The organism is Acinetobacter sp. YH16040_T (assembly GCF_024605785.1).
In the GTDB taxonomy this organism is placed as follows: Bacteria; Pseudomonadota; Gammaproteobacteria; order Pseudomonadales; family Moraxellaceae; genus Acinetobacter; species Acinetobacter amyesii.
Window position 1 is genome coordinate 745,734 of sequence record NZ_CP094541.1, and the last position, 17,778, is coordinate 763,511.

The 17,778-nt window shown below is 39.7% G+C and carries 19 protein-coding genes and 2 pseudogenes; 19 read left to right on the top strand and 2 right to left on the bottom strand.

What is annotated here, in order from left to right; all coding sequences use genetic code 11:
* Positions 1–194: 194 nt before the first annotated feature.
* The 17 genes and pseudogenes from MST16_RS03535 to MST16_RS03615 all read left to right on the top strand — a co-directional run bounded on the left by MST16_RS03535 (position 195) and on the right by MST16_RS03615 (position 14,196).
* Positions 195–404, top strand: coding sequence for a hypothetical protein (locus MST16_RS03535; RefSeq protein WP_180009877.1), 210 nt, complete (start codon positions 195–197; stop codon positions 402–404).
* 105 nt (positions 405–509) lie between these two features.
* Complete coding sequence (locus MST16_RS03540) at positions 510–767, top strand: hypothetical protein (protein ID WP_180009876.1); 258 nt, start codon at positions 510–512, stop codon at positions 765–767.
* Between the two features lie 729 nt (positions 768–1,496).
* Positions 1,497–1,739, top strand: a complete 243-nt coding sequence (locus tag MST16_RS03545; RefSeq protein WP_078191128.1) for a DUF6868 family protein — start codon at positions 1,497–1,499, stop codon at positions 1,737–1,739.
* A gap of 107 nt (positions 1,740–1,846) precedes the next feature.
* Positions 1,847–2,548, top strand: a pseudogene (locus tag MST16_RS03550) (DUF1003 domain-containing protein).
* Positions 2,549–3,155: 607 nt separating this feature from the next.
* Positions 3,156–3,614, top strand: a complete 459-nt coding sequence (locus tag MST16_RS03555) for a GIY-YIG nuclease family protein (protein WP_180009875.1) — start codon at positions 3,156–3,158, stop codon at positions 3,612–3,614.
* A gap of 85 nt (positions 3,615–3,699) precedes the next feature.
* On the top strand, positions 3,700–4,365 hold the full coding sequence (locus MST16_RS03560) for a pseudouridine synthase (RefSeq protein ID WP_078191125.1): 666 nt from the start codon (positions 3,700–3,702) through the stop codon (positions 4,363–4,365).
* Positions 4,366–4,862: 497 nt separating this feature from the next.
* Complete coding sequence (locus MST16_RS03565) at positions 4,863–5,798, top strand: hypothetical protein (protein ID WP_180009874.1); 936 nt, start codon at positions 4,863–4,865, stop codon at positions 5,796–5,798.
* A 133-nt stretch (positions 5,799–5,931) separates the two neighbouring features.
* Positions 5,932–6,318 carry a ribonuclease E inhibitor RraB gene (locus tag MST16_RS03570; protein ID WP_168378552.1) on the top strand — a complete coding sequence of 129 codons (387 nt, stop codon included), beginning with the start codon at positions 5,932–5,934 and terminating at the stop codon, positions 6,316–6,318.
* Between the two features lie 330 nt (positions 6,319–6,648).
* A complete protein-coding gene (locus tag MST16_RS03575; RefSeq protein ID WP_180009873.1) occupies positions 6,649–7,095 on the top strand; it encodes an SRPBCC family protein in 447 nt (148 codons plus the stop codon).
* A gap of 45 nt (positions 7,096–7,140) precedes the next feature.
* A complete protein-coding gene (locus tag MST16_RS03580; protein ID WP_180009872.1) occupies positions 7,141–7,509 on the top strand; it encodes a DUF488 domain-containing protein in 369 nt (122 codons plus the stop codon).
* Between the two features lie 155 nt (positions 7,510–7,664).
* Positions 7,665–8,006 carry a zinc ribbon domain-containing protein YjdM gene (locus MST16_RS03585; protein WP_180009871.1) on the top strand — a complete coding sequence of 114 codons (342 nt, stop codon included), beginning with the start codon at positions 7,665–7,667 and terminating at the stop codon, positions 8,004–8,006.
* A gap of 162 nt (positions 8,007–8,168) precedes the next feature.
* The gene (locus MST16_RS03590) at positions 8,169–8,531 is read left to right on the top strand and encodes a 5-carboxymethyl-2-hydroxymuconate Delta-isomerase (RefSeq protein WP_180009870.1); all 363 of its coding nucleotides are present in this window, start codon (positions 8,169–8,171) and stop codon (positions 8,529–8,531) included.
* Positions 8,532–8,804: 273 nt separating this feature from the next.
* Entirely contained in the window at positions 8,805–9,140 is a 336-nt protein-coding gene (locus MST16_RS03595; protein ID WP_078191118.1) for a YegP family protein, read from the top strand.
* Between the two features lie 188 nt (positions 9,141–9,328).
* Positions 9,329–10,009, top strand: coding sequence for a DUF2939 domain-containing protein (locus tag MST16_RS03600; RefSeq protein WP_180009869.1), 681 nt, complete (start codon positions 9,329–9,331; stop codon positions 10,007–10,009).
* A gap of 25 nt (positions 10,010–10,034) precedes the next feature.
* Positions 10,035–10,481 (top strand): nuclear transport factor 2 family protein, encoded by a 447-nt coding sequence (locus MST16_RS03605; RefSeq protein WP_218946117.1) that lies wholly within the window; start codon positions 10,035–10,037, stop codon positions 10,479–10,481.
* Positions 10,482–10,618: 137 nt separating this feature from the next.
* Positions 10,619–13,054: an AI-2E family transporter gene (locus MST16_RS03610; protein ID WP_257224565.1), complete on the top strand. Its 2,436-nt coding sequence runs from the start codon at positions 10,619–10,621 to the stop codon at positions 13,052–13,054.
* Between the two features lie 89 nt (positions 13,055–13,143).
* The gene (locus MST16_RS03615) at positions 13,144–14,196 is read left to right on the top strand and encodes a DUF1176 domain-containing protein (protein ID WP_180009868.1); all 1,053 of its coding nucleotides are present in this window, start codon (positions 13,144–13,146) and stop codon (positions 14,194–14,196) included.
* 79 nt (positions 14,197–14,275) lie between these two features.
* Here the strand turns inward: MST16_RS03615 and MST16_RS03620 are convergent, their stop codons facing one another.
* On the bottom strand, positions 14,276–15,043 hold the full coding sequence (locus MST16_RS03620; RefSeq protein WP_180009867.1) for a hydroxymethylpyrimidine/phosphomethylpyrimidine kinase: 768 nt from the start codon (positions 15,041–15,043) through the stop codon (positions 14,276–14,278).
* Between the two features lie 98 nt (positions 15,044–15,141).
* Between MST16_RS03620 and MST16_RS03625 the strand changes: the two genes are divergently transcribed.
* Positions 15,142–15,813 carry an HAD-IA family hydrolase gene (locus MST16_RS03625; protein ID WP_180009909.1) on the top strand — a complete coding sequence of 224 codons (672 nt, stop codon included), beginning with the start codon at positions 15,142–15,144 and terminating at the stop codon, positions 15,811–15,813.
* Between the two features lie 28 nt (positions 15,814–15,841).
* Here the strand turns inward: MST16_RS03625 and MST16_RS03630 are convergent, their stop codons facing one another.
* Positions 15,842–16,291 (bottom strand): hypothetical protein, encoded by a 450-nt coding sequence (locus tag MST16_RS03630; protein ID WP_180136570.1) that lies wholly within the window; start codon positions 16,289–16,291, stop codon positions 15,842–15,844.
* Between the two features lie 299 nt (positions 16,292–16,590).
* On the opposite strand from MST16_RS03630, the pseudogene MST16_RS03635 reads away from it, so the two are divergent.
* Positions 16,591–17,761: pseudogene (locus tag MST16_RS03635) on the top strand (low temperature requirement protein A).
* The last annotated feature ends 17 nt before the right edge of the window (positions 17,762–17,778 follow it).

A 17,778-nucleotide genomic window follows, 5' to 3' on the forward strand; every position in this document is an offset into this window, starting at 1 on the left:
TCGCACCTATCCGTCCTAAAAGAGCACATCATTATGCGTTTAAGTCATCCAAGAGACGCCTAAAAAAATCTTTAAATTCGATTGATTTTTGAACAATAAAGGCATAATTTTAATATGTGATTATAAATCACATAATTTTTATATGGATTTATTAATCTTTTGAATTTTATAAAAAATAAAGAGGGGAATGGTAGATGATTAAATTTATAGTGGATGAAAATGCCTTATCGAATGGCTCGCATTTAATTCACAATGGCACGCAAGGATGCGTAGATATGCCGCAATTTGACCAGCAAATATTGATTGGTTATTTTGCCAATTTCGAACTCGCTTATAAGCGTGCGCGTATGAGCTGGCCAACAGAAAAAGTTGTTGGTTGCGATAAATGCTGTAATCAAAACTAGAAATTGAACATGCATTAACCTTGAAATAACGCTGTATATCCAAGAAAAATGGCGCAGAAATTGCTAACTAAAACAGGTAATCGCGTTATTTATAGGATATGCAGCATGACCACAGAAACCATCCGTTCTACAAAATATCCAGCACAGGCACATACCTATGCAGCATGGCCTTTGATCCTGATCATCATTGGTGGTGCGATTGGACTGGTATATGCTGTGATTGCTTATCTGATCAATCTCAAAATATATGCATCAGACCTCAGTCCAATGAATAAAATTTTGGCCAATTTACTTTGTGGCATGGCGGCATATAGTGGTTGGTGGTTTAGCGCACAGTGGGTACAAAGCTATTTAGCTCAATGACCAATCATGCGTTGAAAAGATCAACCCTAATATCTGCAGAACATGGATAGGCTTAGAGCTCTACTCAAAGGGCGGAGTTTTGTATGAAGTTAAGGGATGAATGTTCAGCGGCGATATATTTTTAAATTTGACGCTGTGTTTGGACGTTTTGTCTGTTGTAAAAGAAAATTTTCTTATAATTGGGCAAATCTGCAGATAAAAAACGCTGAAATGAGCTGAAAAGATAAAATATCCTGCTAAACCTAAAATGGCTGAAAAAATTTGCTGAATTTGCAGAAAATTAGAAAAACTTAGGAAATTAATCCCGATCCTCTTTGGTTAAAGTATATCTCAAGGGTGTGATAGAGATTGAAAAGAGTAGCATGCTGTCAGTGGTGCAAAACACGTGTACAGTACTCACCCAAAAGGTCTCGATTCAGCTTAGGACGCTATAAACCAGAAGTTTATAGGCTATAAGATCATGACTTACAAAGTGATGATAGTTGAAGTAAACAACATTGTTTTCTCTTATACCACCCCAAAAATTTAAGCCAAAATAAAAAAGAATAATGAATCATTACTCCTTTAATCTGCACAAAACAAACCACACCAGTGAAATCAGCACAAGCTCAAAGATCGTCAGGCATCTCTCTTAAAAATAGTCCAAATCTAAGCGGAAATTTAAAAGCAATATTCAATTGCTCGAAAGGGGCATAAACTAAGGATAAAAATACGCTTAGGAGATTTGCCATGAACTTGAGTCATTTAAGCGATTTCTTGCTGTATAGCTTAGTGATTAACTATCTGATTTTAATCATTTGGTTTGTGGTATTTGTCTTTGCTAAAGATTGGATGAAACGCCTGCATGGGCAGTGGTTTAAGTTGAGCGATCAGCAGTTTGACGCTATTCATTATGGTGGAATGGCTGTCTATAAAATTGGTATTTTACTTTTGAATTTAACCCCCTACATTGCATTGCACTATCTAAAATAAGCTTAAATCATAAAAAATATTGGGTGTAAAAGCACAAGCTGCTTGCATTAAATTTAGGCAAAACAGTATGCTCAAAAGAACATAAAATTCAATTGGGCAAGGCAAGAATGAACGGGAAAGTAGAATGCCGTACTTGTTTGGTGTGCAAAAAAAGTTTCCCACTGAAAAATATGATTCCAATGGGAACCGTGCGTAAAGTCATTACAGAAGAAATTGCTCAGGATTTTCCTGAATCTGGTGCTCAGGACTATATATGCCAAACTGATTTAACCAAATACCGTATGCAGTATGTGCAGTCAATTCTGAACTCCGAACAAGGCGAAGTCTCCAATTTAGAATATGAGGTGCTGAACAGCATGCAGCAGCATGATCTGATTAGCAAAAATGTTGAAGAAAAGCTGGATCAGTAGTGGAGTTTTGGCGAAAGGCTAGCGGATAAAATTGCAACATTTGGCGGTAGCTGGGCATTTCTTATTTGTTTTACATTGTTTTTAGCGGTGTGGATTTTAGTCAATACTGTGGTGATGGTGAAGCATCCTGCTGATCCTTATCCTTTTATTTTGCTGAATTTGATGTTGTCTTGCCTCGCTGCCATACAAGCGCCCATTATTATGATGAGCCAGAACCGTCAAGAAGCTAAAGACCGCATGCGTTCGGAGAATGATTATCAGGTGAATTTAAAAGCTGAATTAGAAATTCGCCATTTACATGAAAAGATAGATCATTTGTTGATGCATCAATGGGATCGTCTTGCCAAGATTCAGGAAATTCAGCTGGATTTGCTGTCTGAAATGAGTAAAAAGAAGTAATAGTTTGCTTTGAACAGCATAAATAATTGTTGTTTGAGTACTAAGTTGTGGCGGAAATTCTCGGAAAAAGTCATTTATAAGATGGAAAAAATGCTAAAAAATGATACAAGGAGAAAATATTTTCAATATATCTTTAAATGTGAAAAATATTTTTAAAATAAGCCAAAAACAGTAATTTTCAGGGAAACAATCCCTCTTCGATATCACTACTATATATCTCAAGGGTGTTACAGAGATTGAAAAGAGTAGCATGCTGTCAGTGGTGCAAAACACGTGTACAGTACTCACCCAAAAGGTCTCGATTCAGCTTAGGACGCTATAAACCAGAAGTTTATAGGCTATAAGATCATGACTTACAAAGTGATGATAGTTGAAGTAAACAACACTGTTTTCTCTTACACCCTAAAAAATTTTAAAGAATTCAAACGAATAATAAATCCTTCCATCTTTTTCAAAATTCCAAACTTCGCATGTATTCCCAACACACTTTGATCATTGCTGATGTAATAAATATCACGCAGAAGATCTTAAACTTAATCTAAGCTTCAGATTGTCCTTTTCAACAAAGTTGTTATGCTTAACTATCTAAATTTTAAATAATTTTGTTATGGGTTATCTGGATCAATTGATACAGGATTGTCTGCAGGCACAGCAGACTAAAGCGGAATGTATATTTGAGTTTTCAAGTTTTGATGCTCTTGCTCAACACGCACATTATATTTATGTAATAGAGCAGGTCGGTGGCGATATACAGCAGACATATCAGGACTATGCCGCATTTAAGGCATTGAAAACCCATGCCTGTGCCAAGTTAAATCAACCCAATCACATTTTGTATGTCGGATCATCACGGACAGGGATAAAGAGCCGTTTAAAACAACATTTAGGTCTTGGGCCTAAACAAACCTATGCCTTGCATTTGTCGCAGTGGTTTCAGGGCGAATATCGCATCACACTACATCAGTATCCATCAACCACGAGTTCAAGCATCTTACAGTTACTGGAGGATGATTTATCTCATTCATTAGCGCCAGCCTTTGGTAAATTGGGGACCAATAATCGTTAGGGTTAGACCTGATCGGCCAAAGTCGATTGACAGCGAATTAGTCAGTTGTTATTTTGCCGACATTCTCCCAGTACACAGTCTATCCATGCCTTTAGATCCCAACTTTGTCTATGCGCCGCCTCAAGGTCCTCTACGTATTTTGTATGAAGATGCAGACTTGGTTGTTATCGAAAAACCGGCGGAATTGTTGTCGGTTCCGGGACGTTTGCCTGAGCATCATGACAGTGCCTACCTTCGTGTTTTGGAGCAGTATCCTGCTGCAAAAATTACCCATCGTTTAGACATGGCAACATCAGGCATTTTGATGTTTGCGAAACACCGCGATGCAGAAGTGGCAGTGAGTAAAATGTTCCAAGCGCGGACGGTTCAAAAGCAATATGTGGCTTTAGTTCAGGGCAAACTTGAAGGTGAGGGCAGTGTTGAAGTGCCCCTCATTACGGACTGGGAAAATCGCCCACGTCAGATGGTGCATTTTGAATTGGGCAAACCCTCAAAAACCTTGTATCAAGCCATTAGCTATGACGCAAGCAAGGACATTAGCCGAGTATTATTAACACCAGTGACAGGGCGTTCTCATCAGCTACGTGTACACATGATGCATATTGGGCACCCAATTACAGGGGATCAACTGTATCACCCGAATGCAAAACAGAGCTCACTAGGACGGATGGCGTTACATGCTTGCGATCTGGCATTTACCCAGCCTTTAACTCAACAAGCTGTTCATATTCATTGTGCGGCAGAATTTTAAAGCATATTCATGTGAATGCTCATTGTTCATAAAAACTGCTGCATTGAATTAAAACCTTTGGGACTCGTAAAAAGCGCAGAATATCTACAGCTTTAAATAGGTTTTTCTGCTTAAAAATGATTCATGATATACACTATATCCCCAATTCTGGGGATATATAAATAATTTAAATATCTCTATAAAGTATGTGAAAAATTTAGAAAGATTGATATTAAATTTCTTTGTAGCTTTTAGTAAATAAACGCCATTTTTAAGGTTTTATTATATTTTCTAATGAATATTGAATGATTAATTTTTTAATATAAAAATATTTTATTAAAATTATTTAAAACAGCATTTTAGTTAAATTGTGTGCAAGTGTGTATTTGGTCAGATAAATACAGTTTTTTGCATTTATTCTGCTAATATGAAATAAATTATTGATTTTAATTTTTATAAATTAGGTTTGTTTTGGGGAATAAACTTAAATTATTGAAGCTTATTTTGAGGATTGGCAAATGATCAATATTGCTTTAATCGTCCTTATCATCCTATTAATTGTGGCTCTCCTTTTTGTTTATAACCGCAAATTGAAAAATGATAAAACCCTACGTTCACTGCAGGAAAACTTCGATCGTGCGCGGTTAAAACTGGCTAAAACAGAGTCGCAACAAGATGAACTGAATTATGAAATCAGTCAATTACGCATTCAAAACAGTGGCTTAAAAATCCAAGTCGATAAAGTAGCGAAATATCAACATATTGTGGATATTGAACAATATGTTGAGTATCGAACTTTACAGGCTGATGGTTTGGTGGAAGTCACCAAAGCCAATGCCGATATCATGTTGAATGATATTCGCGCACAGATCGAACAAGTGCGTCAGTATTTGAGCAAATATCAAGAAAAAGCCAAATTACAAACGCAGGAACAAGCTCGTGCTGAGTTAAAGGGTTTGTATAGCCAAGCGCTGGATCAGCAGCATTTGGAAAATATCAACCGTGCTTTGGACAACAAAATACGGGGCTATCAGTCAGCATTCTTTTTACCTTTACAGAGTATTTTAGATCAGCTGATGGATGGCATGAATGAATCTGCGGCAAAGCAAAATTTGACTGCGGTACGTTGCAAAATGATTGATGCAATGGAGCAGCAATCGACTGCAAAATGTAATTATGTTGATGAAGAACGTCGTTTGGCTGCGATGCAATTATTTACATTGGTGTTTAATAGTCGTGCTGATTTGTATTTAGCCCAATTAAATACCAAAAACTTAGGTGAGCTATTGCAGGCTTTGGCGGATGATTTCACCTTGCTCAATGCGCATGGTGTACATTTTAGTCAGGCACGGGTACTCGACAGTTATCTACAATTACGCTTAGAAGAATTGAAAATGGCAGCTTTGGTTTTACATCTTAAAGAAACTCAGGCCCACATGGATGTTGTGGTTTAATTTGAATTGTTATCAGAAAGATCACTTCGGCGGTCTATTTCTGATTAAAGAGATTTAGCTAATGCAAATTGCAACAATTATCCGTTAATCTAAGTCAACAGAATAAAATTCATAAACGATAAGGGAAAGTACAATGACTCGTGATTTTAAACAATTTCCAGATGATGATAATGGCAATGTGCTGTGGCAGATGCAGCAAGATGGTGATGATTTATCTGTGCCGCACGAAATCGAATATTCAATTGCCTTTTCGAACGAAGCGCAGGCTGAACAGTGTGCATTGTATTTATTGAAAGAAGAGCAAAAAATTTCGTTGTTCCAAGATGAAGAATCAGATCGCGTGGAATGGATTATCACGGTCTATGTCTATATGGAACCTGATTATGAAGATATCGTTGATTTAGAGCAGTGGTTTATTAAAATTGCGGAACAACATTCGGGCGAATATGATGGCTGGGGTTGTATGGCTTATATCTATGAAGATGATGATCTGGAAGAAGATGAAGCACAATTGAGCTAAGTCTCACTATTGCATCTTTAGCAACAAGAACCCAGTCTTTCAACTGGGTTTTTTATTATTTAAATTTTAGAGAAATTGTGTAAAATTTTGATTTTTCAATATTTTTATAAAAAATCAATATGAATGCAGCTCACAAAACATAACACGGCATTGCGTTAAAGTGATGGGATCAATCTGTAGGATTCACTATAGTATTGAACAGCAATGACCTTTCTCGCATGTCTCAAAGCTGTTTCATTTAGAACGTTTCAGTGTGATAAAAATGGACGATAAAGCGAGGGTGAATGCATGTGGATGATTCAGTGAAAACAATGACACAAGGACATCATCATGAGCAATACTGTTCGATTACATCGTGTTTTTAGTGCGCCTGTAGAGCGCGTTTATCGTGCCTTTGTGGAGCCAGATGCTTTGGTGAAATGGATGGCACCGCATGGATTTACGGCCCATGTGGAGCATTCGGATGTGCGTGTAGGTGGCTCGTACCGCATGTCATTTCAAAATTTTTCAACGGGAACCACACACGCTTTTCATGGTGATTATCATGAAGTCGTGCCGAATCATTTACTGCGCTATACAGACCAATTTGATATGCCAGAGTTGGCCGGTCAAATCGAGGTCACTGTTGAGTTTAAAGCGGTATCAGTAGGAACCGAAGTGACGATTGTACAGGCAGGGTTGCCGAGCGTTATTCCACCTGATGCTTGTTATTTGGGTTGGCAGGAGTCTTTACAGTTACTGGCTTTTTTAGTAAATCCAGCGATCCCCGATGAATAATCTGAAGAATGATCGAAAAACTGCAAATAGATGAGGGAGGGCTTAATGACCGTACACATTAAACGTATTTATGATGAGATCAGCCCAGATGACGGTAAACGCATTTTGGTCGATCGCTTGTGGCCGCGTGGTATCAGGAAAGTGAGCGCAGCGCTAGATTTGTGGCCGAAGGCATTGACGCCATCGACAGATTTACGTCGTTGGTACCATCAAGACGAAGAAATGGTTTCTCGATGGGACGAGTTTAAGCAGCGCTATTTGCAAGAAATACAGCCACATCAAGCCGAGTTGGAACAACTGCGGGCATGGGAAAAAGAGGAGCCACTAACCTTACTCACAGCGGCTAAACATATGGATAAAAATCATGCGCATATCTTAAAAGCGTTAATATTAAACACCTCATTAGAGATCTAAAATTTAAACTGATTAGTTCTGTGTCGTTGTGTGATTAAGGTCTTCACAACATCACTAAACCATACGATTTTTATGGTTTTTAAGTTCATGAAATACATAAAAATGTTATATTAAGTTTTTGTGGATTTTTACATCCATTTTTTTTGAGGTCTTGTATGTCTTTACCCAATTGTCCCCAATGTAATTCTGAATATACCTATAATGATGGTGATTTACTGATTTGTCCTGAATGTTCACATGAATGGCGTGAAGGCGAAAGTGCTGCAGATGAACAGATAGTGATTAAAGATGCCAATGGCAATGTATTGACCGATGGTGACACGGTTACTGTGGTGAAAGACCTTAAAATTAAAGGTTCATCTTCAGTAGTGAAAGTGGGCACAAAAGTTAAAAATATCCGTCTTTTAGCCGATGCAACAGATGGTCATGACATTGACTGTAAAATTGATGGTATAGGAGCAATGAAACTCAAATCTGAATACGTGAAAAAAGTTTAATTTTCGTTATTGTTCGCTTTAAAGCAATCTTCAATCATCCTAAGCCAAGGCCACACTTGGCTTGGGATGTCTACTTAAAGATGAAATAGATAACTAATCCGCTATAGATTTTATTTTTCAGCCTGCATAATAGACGCATTACGGGTTTGAAAAGTCTTTACTATGCCGCATATTCATTTGGAATATTCCAATAATCTTGAGCTTGAGGCTCGTCCTTTACTTAAAGCGCTGAACGCTGCCTTATTTGAATCGGGTCATGTAAGTGCCATCAATGATATTAAGAGCCGCGCTGTCGCTCAGGAAGAGTTTGTTGTGGGTTTGGATGAACACGCTCAACATGCGTATATGCATGCCAAAGTTTCATTATTGACGGGTAGAACGGTTGAAGTTCAAAAGCAAATTTCATTGTTACTATTGGACGTGTTGAAACAACATGTCACAGCTTCAGCAATAGAAGTGCAACTTTGTGTGGAAATATTAGAAATGAATAAAGCGACGTATTCAAAGCAGATCGTCAGTCCTTAAAGCCTTTATTCAATGCGTTGAGTAATGCAACTCTATTCACAAATTCAGCATGATGAAAGAATGATGAAATCCGACTTCGGTCGGATTCTTTTTTATTGGAATTATTTATTAAAAATCATTTTCTTAGTGATTAAATTTTAAGCCTTGACACTGATCAAAAAAGACATTGAAAAATGTGACCGAGTTCATTTATATTCTGTAGATCAGGTTGAATTTCCAACAACAAATCCTGATCGAATAATAGATAAAACAATGAAAATGAAGGGGTAACATATGTCGGGATGGTACGAGATCAGTCATTCTAATGATCAGCAGTTTCGTTTTGTATTAAAAGCAGGGAACGGTGAAATCATTTTAACGAGTGAATTATATAAAGCGAAAGCATCAGCCCAAAACGGGATTGAGTCTGTACAAAAGAACAGTGCAGATGACAGCCGTTTTGAACGACTGACGGCCAAAAATGGCAAACCATATTTCAATTTGAAAGCGGCAAACCATCAAATTATTGGGACCAGTCAATTTTATGCCAGTGAGCAATCGCGAGATAAAGGCATTGAATCAGTTAAAACCAATGGTGCAAGTACCCAAATTAAAGACCTAACGGCTTAAATTTGAAACAACCTGATCGAGACAGTCTTAGCAGGATGAACAAAACCTGAAGGCTCGTCAAAATCACAAGATCAAAAGCAATATGTTTCTCAGATAAGCGCTGTTAGGTAGGATGCTATTCAATCTAGATCAGGCTTATTTGACGGTACATGGAAGTACCACAACTTCACTGGCTAGAGTGGTGAAAGATGAATAAGCAGAATCATATTTTGTATTATGGGCTCATTGCGATCTTGATCATCGTCGTGGGTTGGATGATTGCGTCTCCGTATTGGGTGCTTTACCAAATACGTCAAGCCTATGAGCACAATCAACCTGAAAAAATTGCTCAATATATCGATTTTTCGGCAGTCAAATCGAGTCTAAAACCACAAGTCGAAGACCTCATTCAACAGAAAACTGGGCTACATTTACCTGAATTCGCCCAGTCTTGGGGTGGGCAGCTCAGCACAGTCCTGAGTGCAACGCTAGTCGACAGTCTGGTCAATCCAACCAGTATCATGCTGCTTTTACAAGGCAAAGCATTAAAAGAGTCGATCCAACTACCAGAAATAACCAGACTGACCAATCCGAGCATGATTAGCCCAGGGATTGAACTATTCACGCATGCTGAAAATAAGGTCGCAGCACCACCTCATGCGTCAACATTATCCAAAAATGATGCAACTACAACCGCTGTCGCTTTAAAACAAAGCCAGCCACTTGAACCCAAAGCAAGCTATAGCGCTTTGAATCGATTTGATCTGTATGTGCCGCTCCAAGGCCTAAGCGAAGAAAAATATACCGTATTTATTATGCAACGCCGAGGTTGGAGCTGGAAGATCGTTGAAATTCAACTTCCAAACGCCTCACAGAATAATACTTCATAAAAAATAAAAGAAATAGGCGCCAGAGATGCAAGATAAAATCAAAATAGTCGGTGACCAACAGGCCGCTGACGAAATTCTGCAATTTTTAGCCAATTGGGATGAGGTTATCTGCCAATTGAAAATTGAGAATATTGCTGAATCCTGCGCAGCAGATGTGTACTTTTTTGATGCCAGTTGTGAAATGCGTGGCTTAATGGCATATCAAAAAATGTGGGAATTTTATCGGGAGTATTTTCGTGAAGGCTTAAAGGTATTTAGGCGGGAATTGGTCATCCATGCAGATCCTGATATTGCCTTTCTGCACTGTTATTCCAAAATTGATGATCAGAGCGGGATACCGACGCCGGGGATCTCGTGGTGTCGTAACACCATTGGGATGAAAAAAACGCAGTCTCAATGGAAGATCGTTCATCAACATATTTCTGTTCCCGTGGATATTGTGACTCATCAAAGTAAAGTGATTACCTTTTAATTCCTCTCGAAACGCAGTATGAAAACAGAGCTATAAAGCTCTGTTTTTTTCTTTGCAAATCATTACATGAAATGCGTATGCAGCCCTAAAACTTCAGCCTAAATTAAAAAATAATGACCATCGTTCAGGATAAGAAAATGGATCATAAAAATAATAAATTAGCGCAAGAATTTGAATCATCACCATCAGGTCAAAAGCAAGGCTTGCAAGACCTGAACGCATCGAAGCAAATGCCCCCTGCAGATTTACATAAAGTGATTCGAATCACAGCAGGGTTTATCATCGGCAGTTTGCTGATTGCCGCCTTATATCTTGGCAAAGATATTTTTATTCCATTGGCACTCGCAATTTTATTGGCTTTTTTAGTTGATCCTTTGGTGATGAAACTACGCGGTTGGGGACTTCCGCAGATGCCATCTATATTTATTGTGGTCGGTTTGGCTTTGGCGATTTTATCCGGCGCGGCCTCTTATTTGGGTTATCAACTGGGGCAATTAAGCCAAGAATTACCGCAATATCAGGGCACAATTCAAAAGAAAATGGATTCTATTCGTCAATTTGCACGCGGCCCGAGTGTTTGGGATGGCGCAAAAACCACCATAGATACTGTTGAAAACTCGATAGATGATGTGGTGCCTGAAGAGAAAAATCCTAAAGTTCAGCAAGTGGAAGTGGTGGGGCAACAACAAACCACGGCTGAAGCGGTTATGGCTTGGAGCGAGCGGGTGCTCAATCCCTTGGCAACCGCGGGTATTGTATTTTTGTTTGTGATTCTGATTTTGGTCAATCGGAAAGATTTGCATGACCGTTTCCTTAAGCTGCTGGGCGGCAATTTAAATATCGGTACAGATGCACTAGATGAAGCGGCCAATCGTATCGGTAAATATTTACGTATGCAGCTGATGGTCAATGTGACCTACGGTATTCCGATGGCCTTGGGACTTTGGTTTATTGGGGTGCCGGCAGCAATTATGTGGGGAATGGTGGCGATAGTGATGCGCTTTGTTCCCTATGTCGGCCCAATGATTTCTGCGATTTTCCCCATTGCATTGGCTTTTGCGGTAGATCCCACATGGAATATGGTGCTATGGACAGTGGGTTTAATTTTGCTCTTGGAATTGGTCAGTAATAATATTATTGAGCCTTGGTTATATGGGGAAAGTACCGGACTTTCAACCTTAGCCATTATTATTGCCGCCATGTTTTGGACGGCGGTGTGGGGGCCGATTGGTTTAATTTTATCGACGCCTTTAACCGCGTGTTTATTGGTGCTTTCGAGCTATGTACCATCCTTAGGTTTTATTAAAACCCTGATCGGTAGTACGCCTGCATTGGCACCACATGAGCGCTTCTATCAAAGATTAGTCGCTGATGATGTGCAAGATGCCGTGGATGTCGCACAAAATTTTATTGCTGAAAAGTTACCGAAGGATGCGACGGATGAAATCAAGGCACGTCGGGTTAATGCGTTTTATGCCAAAGTCGCGCTTCCAGCCATACGGATTTTTTCGAGAGGCCACAACACCGAGGCCAGTGCTGAACATCGACTACGTTTACATCAGGGATTAAAACTGTTTAATCATAGTTTTCAAAGGGCATATCCAGTGGCACAGCAGGATCAGAAAACTGAGGTTTTGTGTATCGGCGCACGTTGGGAAATTGATGTTCAAGTATCGGCTATGTTGGCGCATAGCCTAAGCTTAAGCGGTATTCCGGCTCAGGCTTTTAGCGACGTCTTAATTCAAAATCAGCATCAAAGTATGGGTGATATCCAAGAGTATATTCAGATCGTATGTATTTCGATTTTTCATACAGCACCAGAAGCTCAAATTCGTCTATTAAGCCATTTTTTTAAGGCACAGTTTCCAGATAAAAAACTGATTTTTGCACTGTGGAGCTGTGATGAAGTAAAGCAATTAGATGCAATCAAAGAAAATTTCACCGTCGATGCAGTGGTCAATAATATGAATGACTTGTTATTAACCATTGAAGCTTTTCAATTGAAGCAGGGTGAATCTTGGTTGGATGAGCCTGATCCTAGTGTTGAAGCGCAGCGCTTAAAAGCATTAGAAGAACTGAATGTTTTGGATGAGCGGAATTTACCGATCTTTGAACAATATATTGAAGAAGCTCGACAAGCCTTCGATGTGAAATATGCGCAAATTTCTTGGGTCAAGCAAGATTGGGTCTATACCCCAGGTAGCCCTTTGGCTCAGGCTACTGAGCAACCGATGCAGGTGCGCCAGTCGAAGCAAGACTCGATCTGTAGCCATTTGGTCTATCAAAATGAACGCTTGATAATTGAAGACCTACAACGTGACCCACGCTTTGCGCATTTACCTGAATTGATGCATAACCGCATTCGCTTTTATGCAGGCGTTGCACTTAGAGACCGTAATGGGGTGGCCTTGGGAAGTTTTTGTGTTTTAGATCGGCAGCCGAATCAAATGACAGATGATGATATGAGTCTGTTAAAAGGACTGGCGGCAGATTTGATGAATACGCTCAGTGATGAAAATATGAAGCGAAAAAAATGTGAGGAGATACAGCAATTGAATGATTCATCTCTATAAATTTAAATCATGTAGCAGATCCATTTAAACTGGAGTTTCAGTGAAAAGCATTCTAAGATGGCTCTAATATAATTATTCGAGCCAAAGACATGAACAAAAATAATGTCATCTGGCAACTTTTATTGGGCTACGTTGCTGCATTGGGTTGTAGTGTGAGTTTTGCTCAAATTCAAGGAAATTATTTTTCACATAAGGATTGGGAAATCGCTTGTGATAATACGGGGACTTGTCGCGTTGCAGGTTATCAGGCGGAGGGCAATCAGCCCGCTATTTCTGTATTATTACAACGTGCTGCGGGCGCTCAAGCGCAAGTCAGCGCACGAGTGAAACTCGATCCTGAAACGTTAAGTGCGGCAAATAAACCACTTCAACTTTACACTTTAGGTAAAAATCAGGGAACTGTGCAGCTTGATGCCAAAACTGCGGAAGGTCAGTTAAGTGCAGCTCAAACTCAAAAACTGATTCAAGCCTTACAAGCCAACCAACCAATTGTGTGGAAAGGCAACAACAAAACATGGTTATTGTCTGTGCAGGGCGCTAGTGCGGTTTTGCTCCGTATGGATGATTTTCAAAAGCGCATAGGGACAAATTCGGCATTATTGCGTAAAGCCAATAGCAGTTCGGCCAATGTACTCAAACCGAAAAGTATTCCGAAAGTGTATATTCAAAATTATAGTAAGGGCTTACAAACACGGTATGCCGTCAATGCGCCCACATCCAAACAATTATTTGGATTGATTAAGAAAAAAACCATAGTGGAAGATTGTCCTCAACTCTTTGATGCAAATTTCTTAGAGGATGATCGAGTCGTGGTGTTTCCAATCAATGGAAAAAATGCCTTGGTCGAAGTACCATGTTGGCGTGGGGCATATAACAGTGGCAATGGCTATTGGTTAATGGATCGAAATCTAAAGCAAATCAAACAATCTGTGACCTTTTCTGGAAGTGGGTTTAGTGAAGGACAAATTTTCTCCAACCAACGTGGACGAGGCATTGGCGATTGTCAAAGTAAAGGGGAATGGTCATGGAACGGTCAGCGCTTTATCCAAACTTATATGGCAAAAACCACACAGTGCAAAGGATTTGCTGGCGGTGCATGGGAAATTCCAACCTTAGTATATTGGGTTCAACTCGACTCTTAATTACAAAAAGCCCTGATATACAGGGCTTTTAAATCATATAAAGTAGTTTTTATCGGCTTAACATGAATAACCAACAATACTAAAAACGTTTTGGAATTTTTTGTCCGCCCACAACAGGTGATTCAGCGATTTTCAACACACCAAATAGCCATGTTTCGGCATGATGAACAGCCGTTTTGAGCTCATCACCCAAGGCTAATCGCCCAGCAATAAAACTCGCCAATGAGCAGCCAGAACCGTGATATTCCCCATCTAGTCGTGGACAACGGGTTTCAGAAACTAATTCACCCTGAATGTACAACGAGTTTTGTATATAGTCTGGCGTATTTTCATGCCCACCTTTTACTAATACCGCTTGAGCTCCCATCGCAAAAAGTTTTGCTGTAGCTTTAGATATGTCGTCTTCACCTGTGAGTGCGCGTAATTCTACGGTATTAGGTGTAAGCACAGTGGCAAGTGGAATTAGTTCTGCAAAGGCTTTGACCAACGTTGCTTGATCGCCCAAAGAACCACCACTATTGGCAACTAAAACGGGGTCGAGAACATAATGATATTCGGGATGTTCACGTAAAAACTCAGCGAGAGCCGCGATATTTTCAGTCGTTCCTAACATTCCTGATTTTACACAGCGAATAGGGAGGTCACCGACGACAGCATGTGCTTGAGCCAACAATAACTCGCGAGAGGTTGCTTCAAACGAATACACTTGTTGTGAGTTTTGAACGGTTAATGCTGTACACGCAATGGCAGCATGTGCACCACTTTGACCAATGGCTTCAATGTCCGCTTGCAGTCCTGCACCACCTGAAGGGTCAAGACCTGAAAAGCACAGTACAGTAGGGCGCACAATGATGTCCTTATTACACAAAATTTACGATAGTATAGGCAACTTTGAGCGAACACTCGATAGTATTTTTGCAGAAGTGAATGGATAAGGTAAAAGCTGTGATTAAGAATATATTGATCGATCTCGATGGAACATTAACAGATCCAAAAGTTGGCATTACCACTTCAGCACGCTATGGACTGGCGAAAATTGGACATCCCATTTCGGATGAGACCAATATCGATTGGATCATTGGACCACCTTTGAAAGCCTCTTTGGCCAAAATCCTCAATGTCGATGTGCATAATGTACTTGCAGATCAGGCTTTACTAGGTTATCGCGAGCGCTTTGCCGTTACCGGTTTATTTGAAAATAAAGTCTATCCTGCCGTTGCCGAAACTCTAGCAACTTTACAACAGCAAGGCTTTCACTTGTATGTTGCTACAGCAAAGCCGACTGTCTATGCTCGCCAAATTTTAGAACATTTTGATTTGGCACAATATTTTACTGTGATCTATGGCAGTGAACTAAATGGCGAGCGCACCAACAAAGGCGATTTAATTGAATACATTTTGCAGCAAGAACAGTTGGATGCGAAGGAATGTGTGATGGTGGGAGACCGTGAGTACGATATTTTAGGCGCACGCCGTAATGCTGTGCCGAGTATTGCTGTGAGCTATGGTTATGGTAGTGCAGAAGAAATTCAAACGGCTGCACCGGCTTTGGTGATTGATCGTTTTAGCGATTTGATTTCGAGTATTGAGCAATTGCAGCAGCAGAAAGTGTCGTAGTTGCACCGAACCTAATGAATGATGCTGATTATTTAAAGATAATCAGCAAAATGAGCAAGATCACCCCACAGAGAAACCATTTGAGCAAAGGAGACTCATCATTTTGGATGGTTTCTGCTTCGAGTGCGATGCCATGTTTATCGTAGACAAATACAAAATGTGCATTTGCGCTTAGTGCCATTTCTTGAATGGCTTGTAGCTCGAGTGCGCTAACTTCTTCACTTAAGCGTTCTTTTAACTGAATAAAAATAACCGGCTGTCCAAACTCATACCACTTGAAGTGGAACTGTTGTATGAGTTGGTTGAAGCACTGTTCTGCAATATGATAGTTTCGGACAAAACTTCCGCGTTCTATAAACGCCAGAGGGCAGTTTTGTTCAGCTACAATTTGATGATCACGCGTTAAAACTTGCATTTGATCATAATGAATCTGTACCCAAACAGCGTCAGGAAAAGACGCTAATTTTTCTTTTAACATCACTTTTAGGTTTCATTATTGTTTTTAGTGGCTAGCAGTATGTCATTAAAATTTAGAGAAAAATATAGTTGAGATATAAAAAACACATCGATCTATCGAGTTTTTGTTTAAAACATCTTTCGTAGTTTTGTCACTTTGAATTTTTACTTCCATGATTGAAATATCAAACGCTTAAGTAGGTTTTTAAAGCCATTATCCTTTTTCTAGAAAACTGTTTCTCATCTGATATATGTAATCGACCTTGTAACTATTTCAAGCTTTTGAAAAAATTCAGACAGAAAATAATAAAGCTGAATGCTATGTCCAAATCATTTTTATTCCCTAGTCAGTGGCTCAAACCATTGCACCCACGTGATCCACATGAGCATCATCGTGTTGCGACCTCTTTAGAATTGCTTTTTGACTTGATCTTTGTTGTCGCGATCGCAACAGCAGGGCAGCAACTGCATCATGCCATTGTTGAAAATCATTTGGCTCAGGGTTTAACGCTGTATGGCATGGTGTTTTTTGCTTTGTGGTGGGCGTGGATGAACTTTAGTTGGTTTGCTTCGGCGTATGATAATGATGATGCGCTCTATCGAATCTTAACTTTTGTACAGATTATTGGTTCTTTGGTCATTGCTGCAGGTATTCCAAGCGCATTTCAAAAGCAGGATTTTGACGTAATTGTGATTGGTTATGCCATTATGCGTCTGGGCTTAGTTACAGCAGTGGTTTCGCGTTGCAAAGCATGATCTGTCCCGTCGGAAAACAGCATTACGCTATGCTTTTGGCATCATACTGGTGCAAGTGGGGTGGCTGTTCTTTCATTTTTCACCGCTGCATTTCACCGTTTATCTTTTCATTTTGCTCGCAATTGCTGAACTGTCTATCCCAGTTTTTGCAGAAGCTGCAAGCCGTACACCTTGGCATGCGCATCATATTGCAGAGCGATATTCACTGCTTACCATTATCGTTTTAGGCGAATCTATTGTCGGATGCTCGATTGCCATAACCGATGCATTAACAAATCAGCGTTTTAGTACTGAACTGATTTTTCTGATGGTGGGCGGCCTGATGATGATGTTCACCATGTGGTGGTCTTATTTTGATACCAGTATTGCAGAGCGTTTAAATAGCCGCAAAATGGCATTTACATGGGGCTATGGGCATTTCTTTGTCTTTATTAGTATTGCAGCGATTGGTGCTAGTTTAGCTGCGGCAGTCGATGTGGTTTCGCATGAGGCACTGATTAGTTCTGAAAAAGAAAGCTACTTTGTGGCGATCAGCCTTGTGATTTATACGACAAGTTTATATTTACTCCATGAATTGCATCATCAAAGTGGTTTTAGAAAACTTTTATATCCTTTAACCGTGGTGATTGTTTTGTGTATTCCGTTGTTTATCACACCCGCAGGTTATGCAATATTTGCGATGGCAGTGGTATATGCATTGAGGTTGATGTTTACAAAATGCTATTTGGCAAGATAAGTTAATGATATGATATT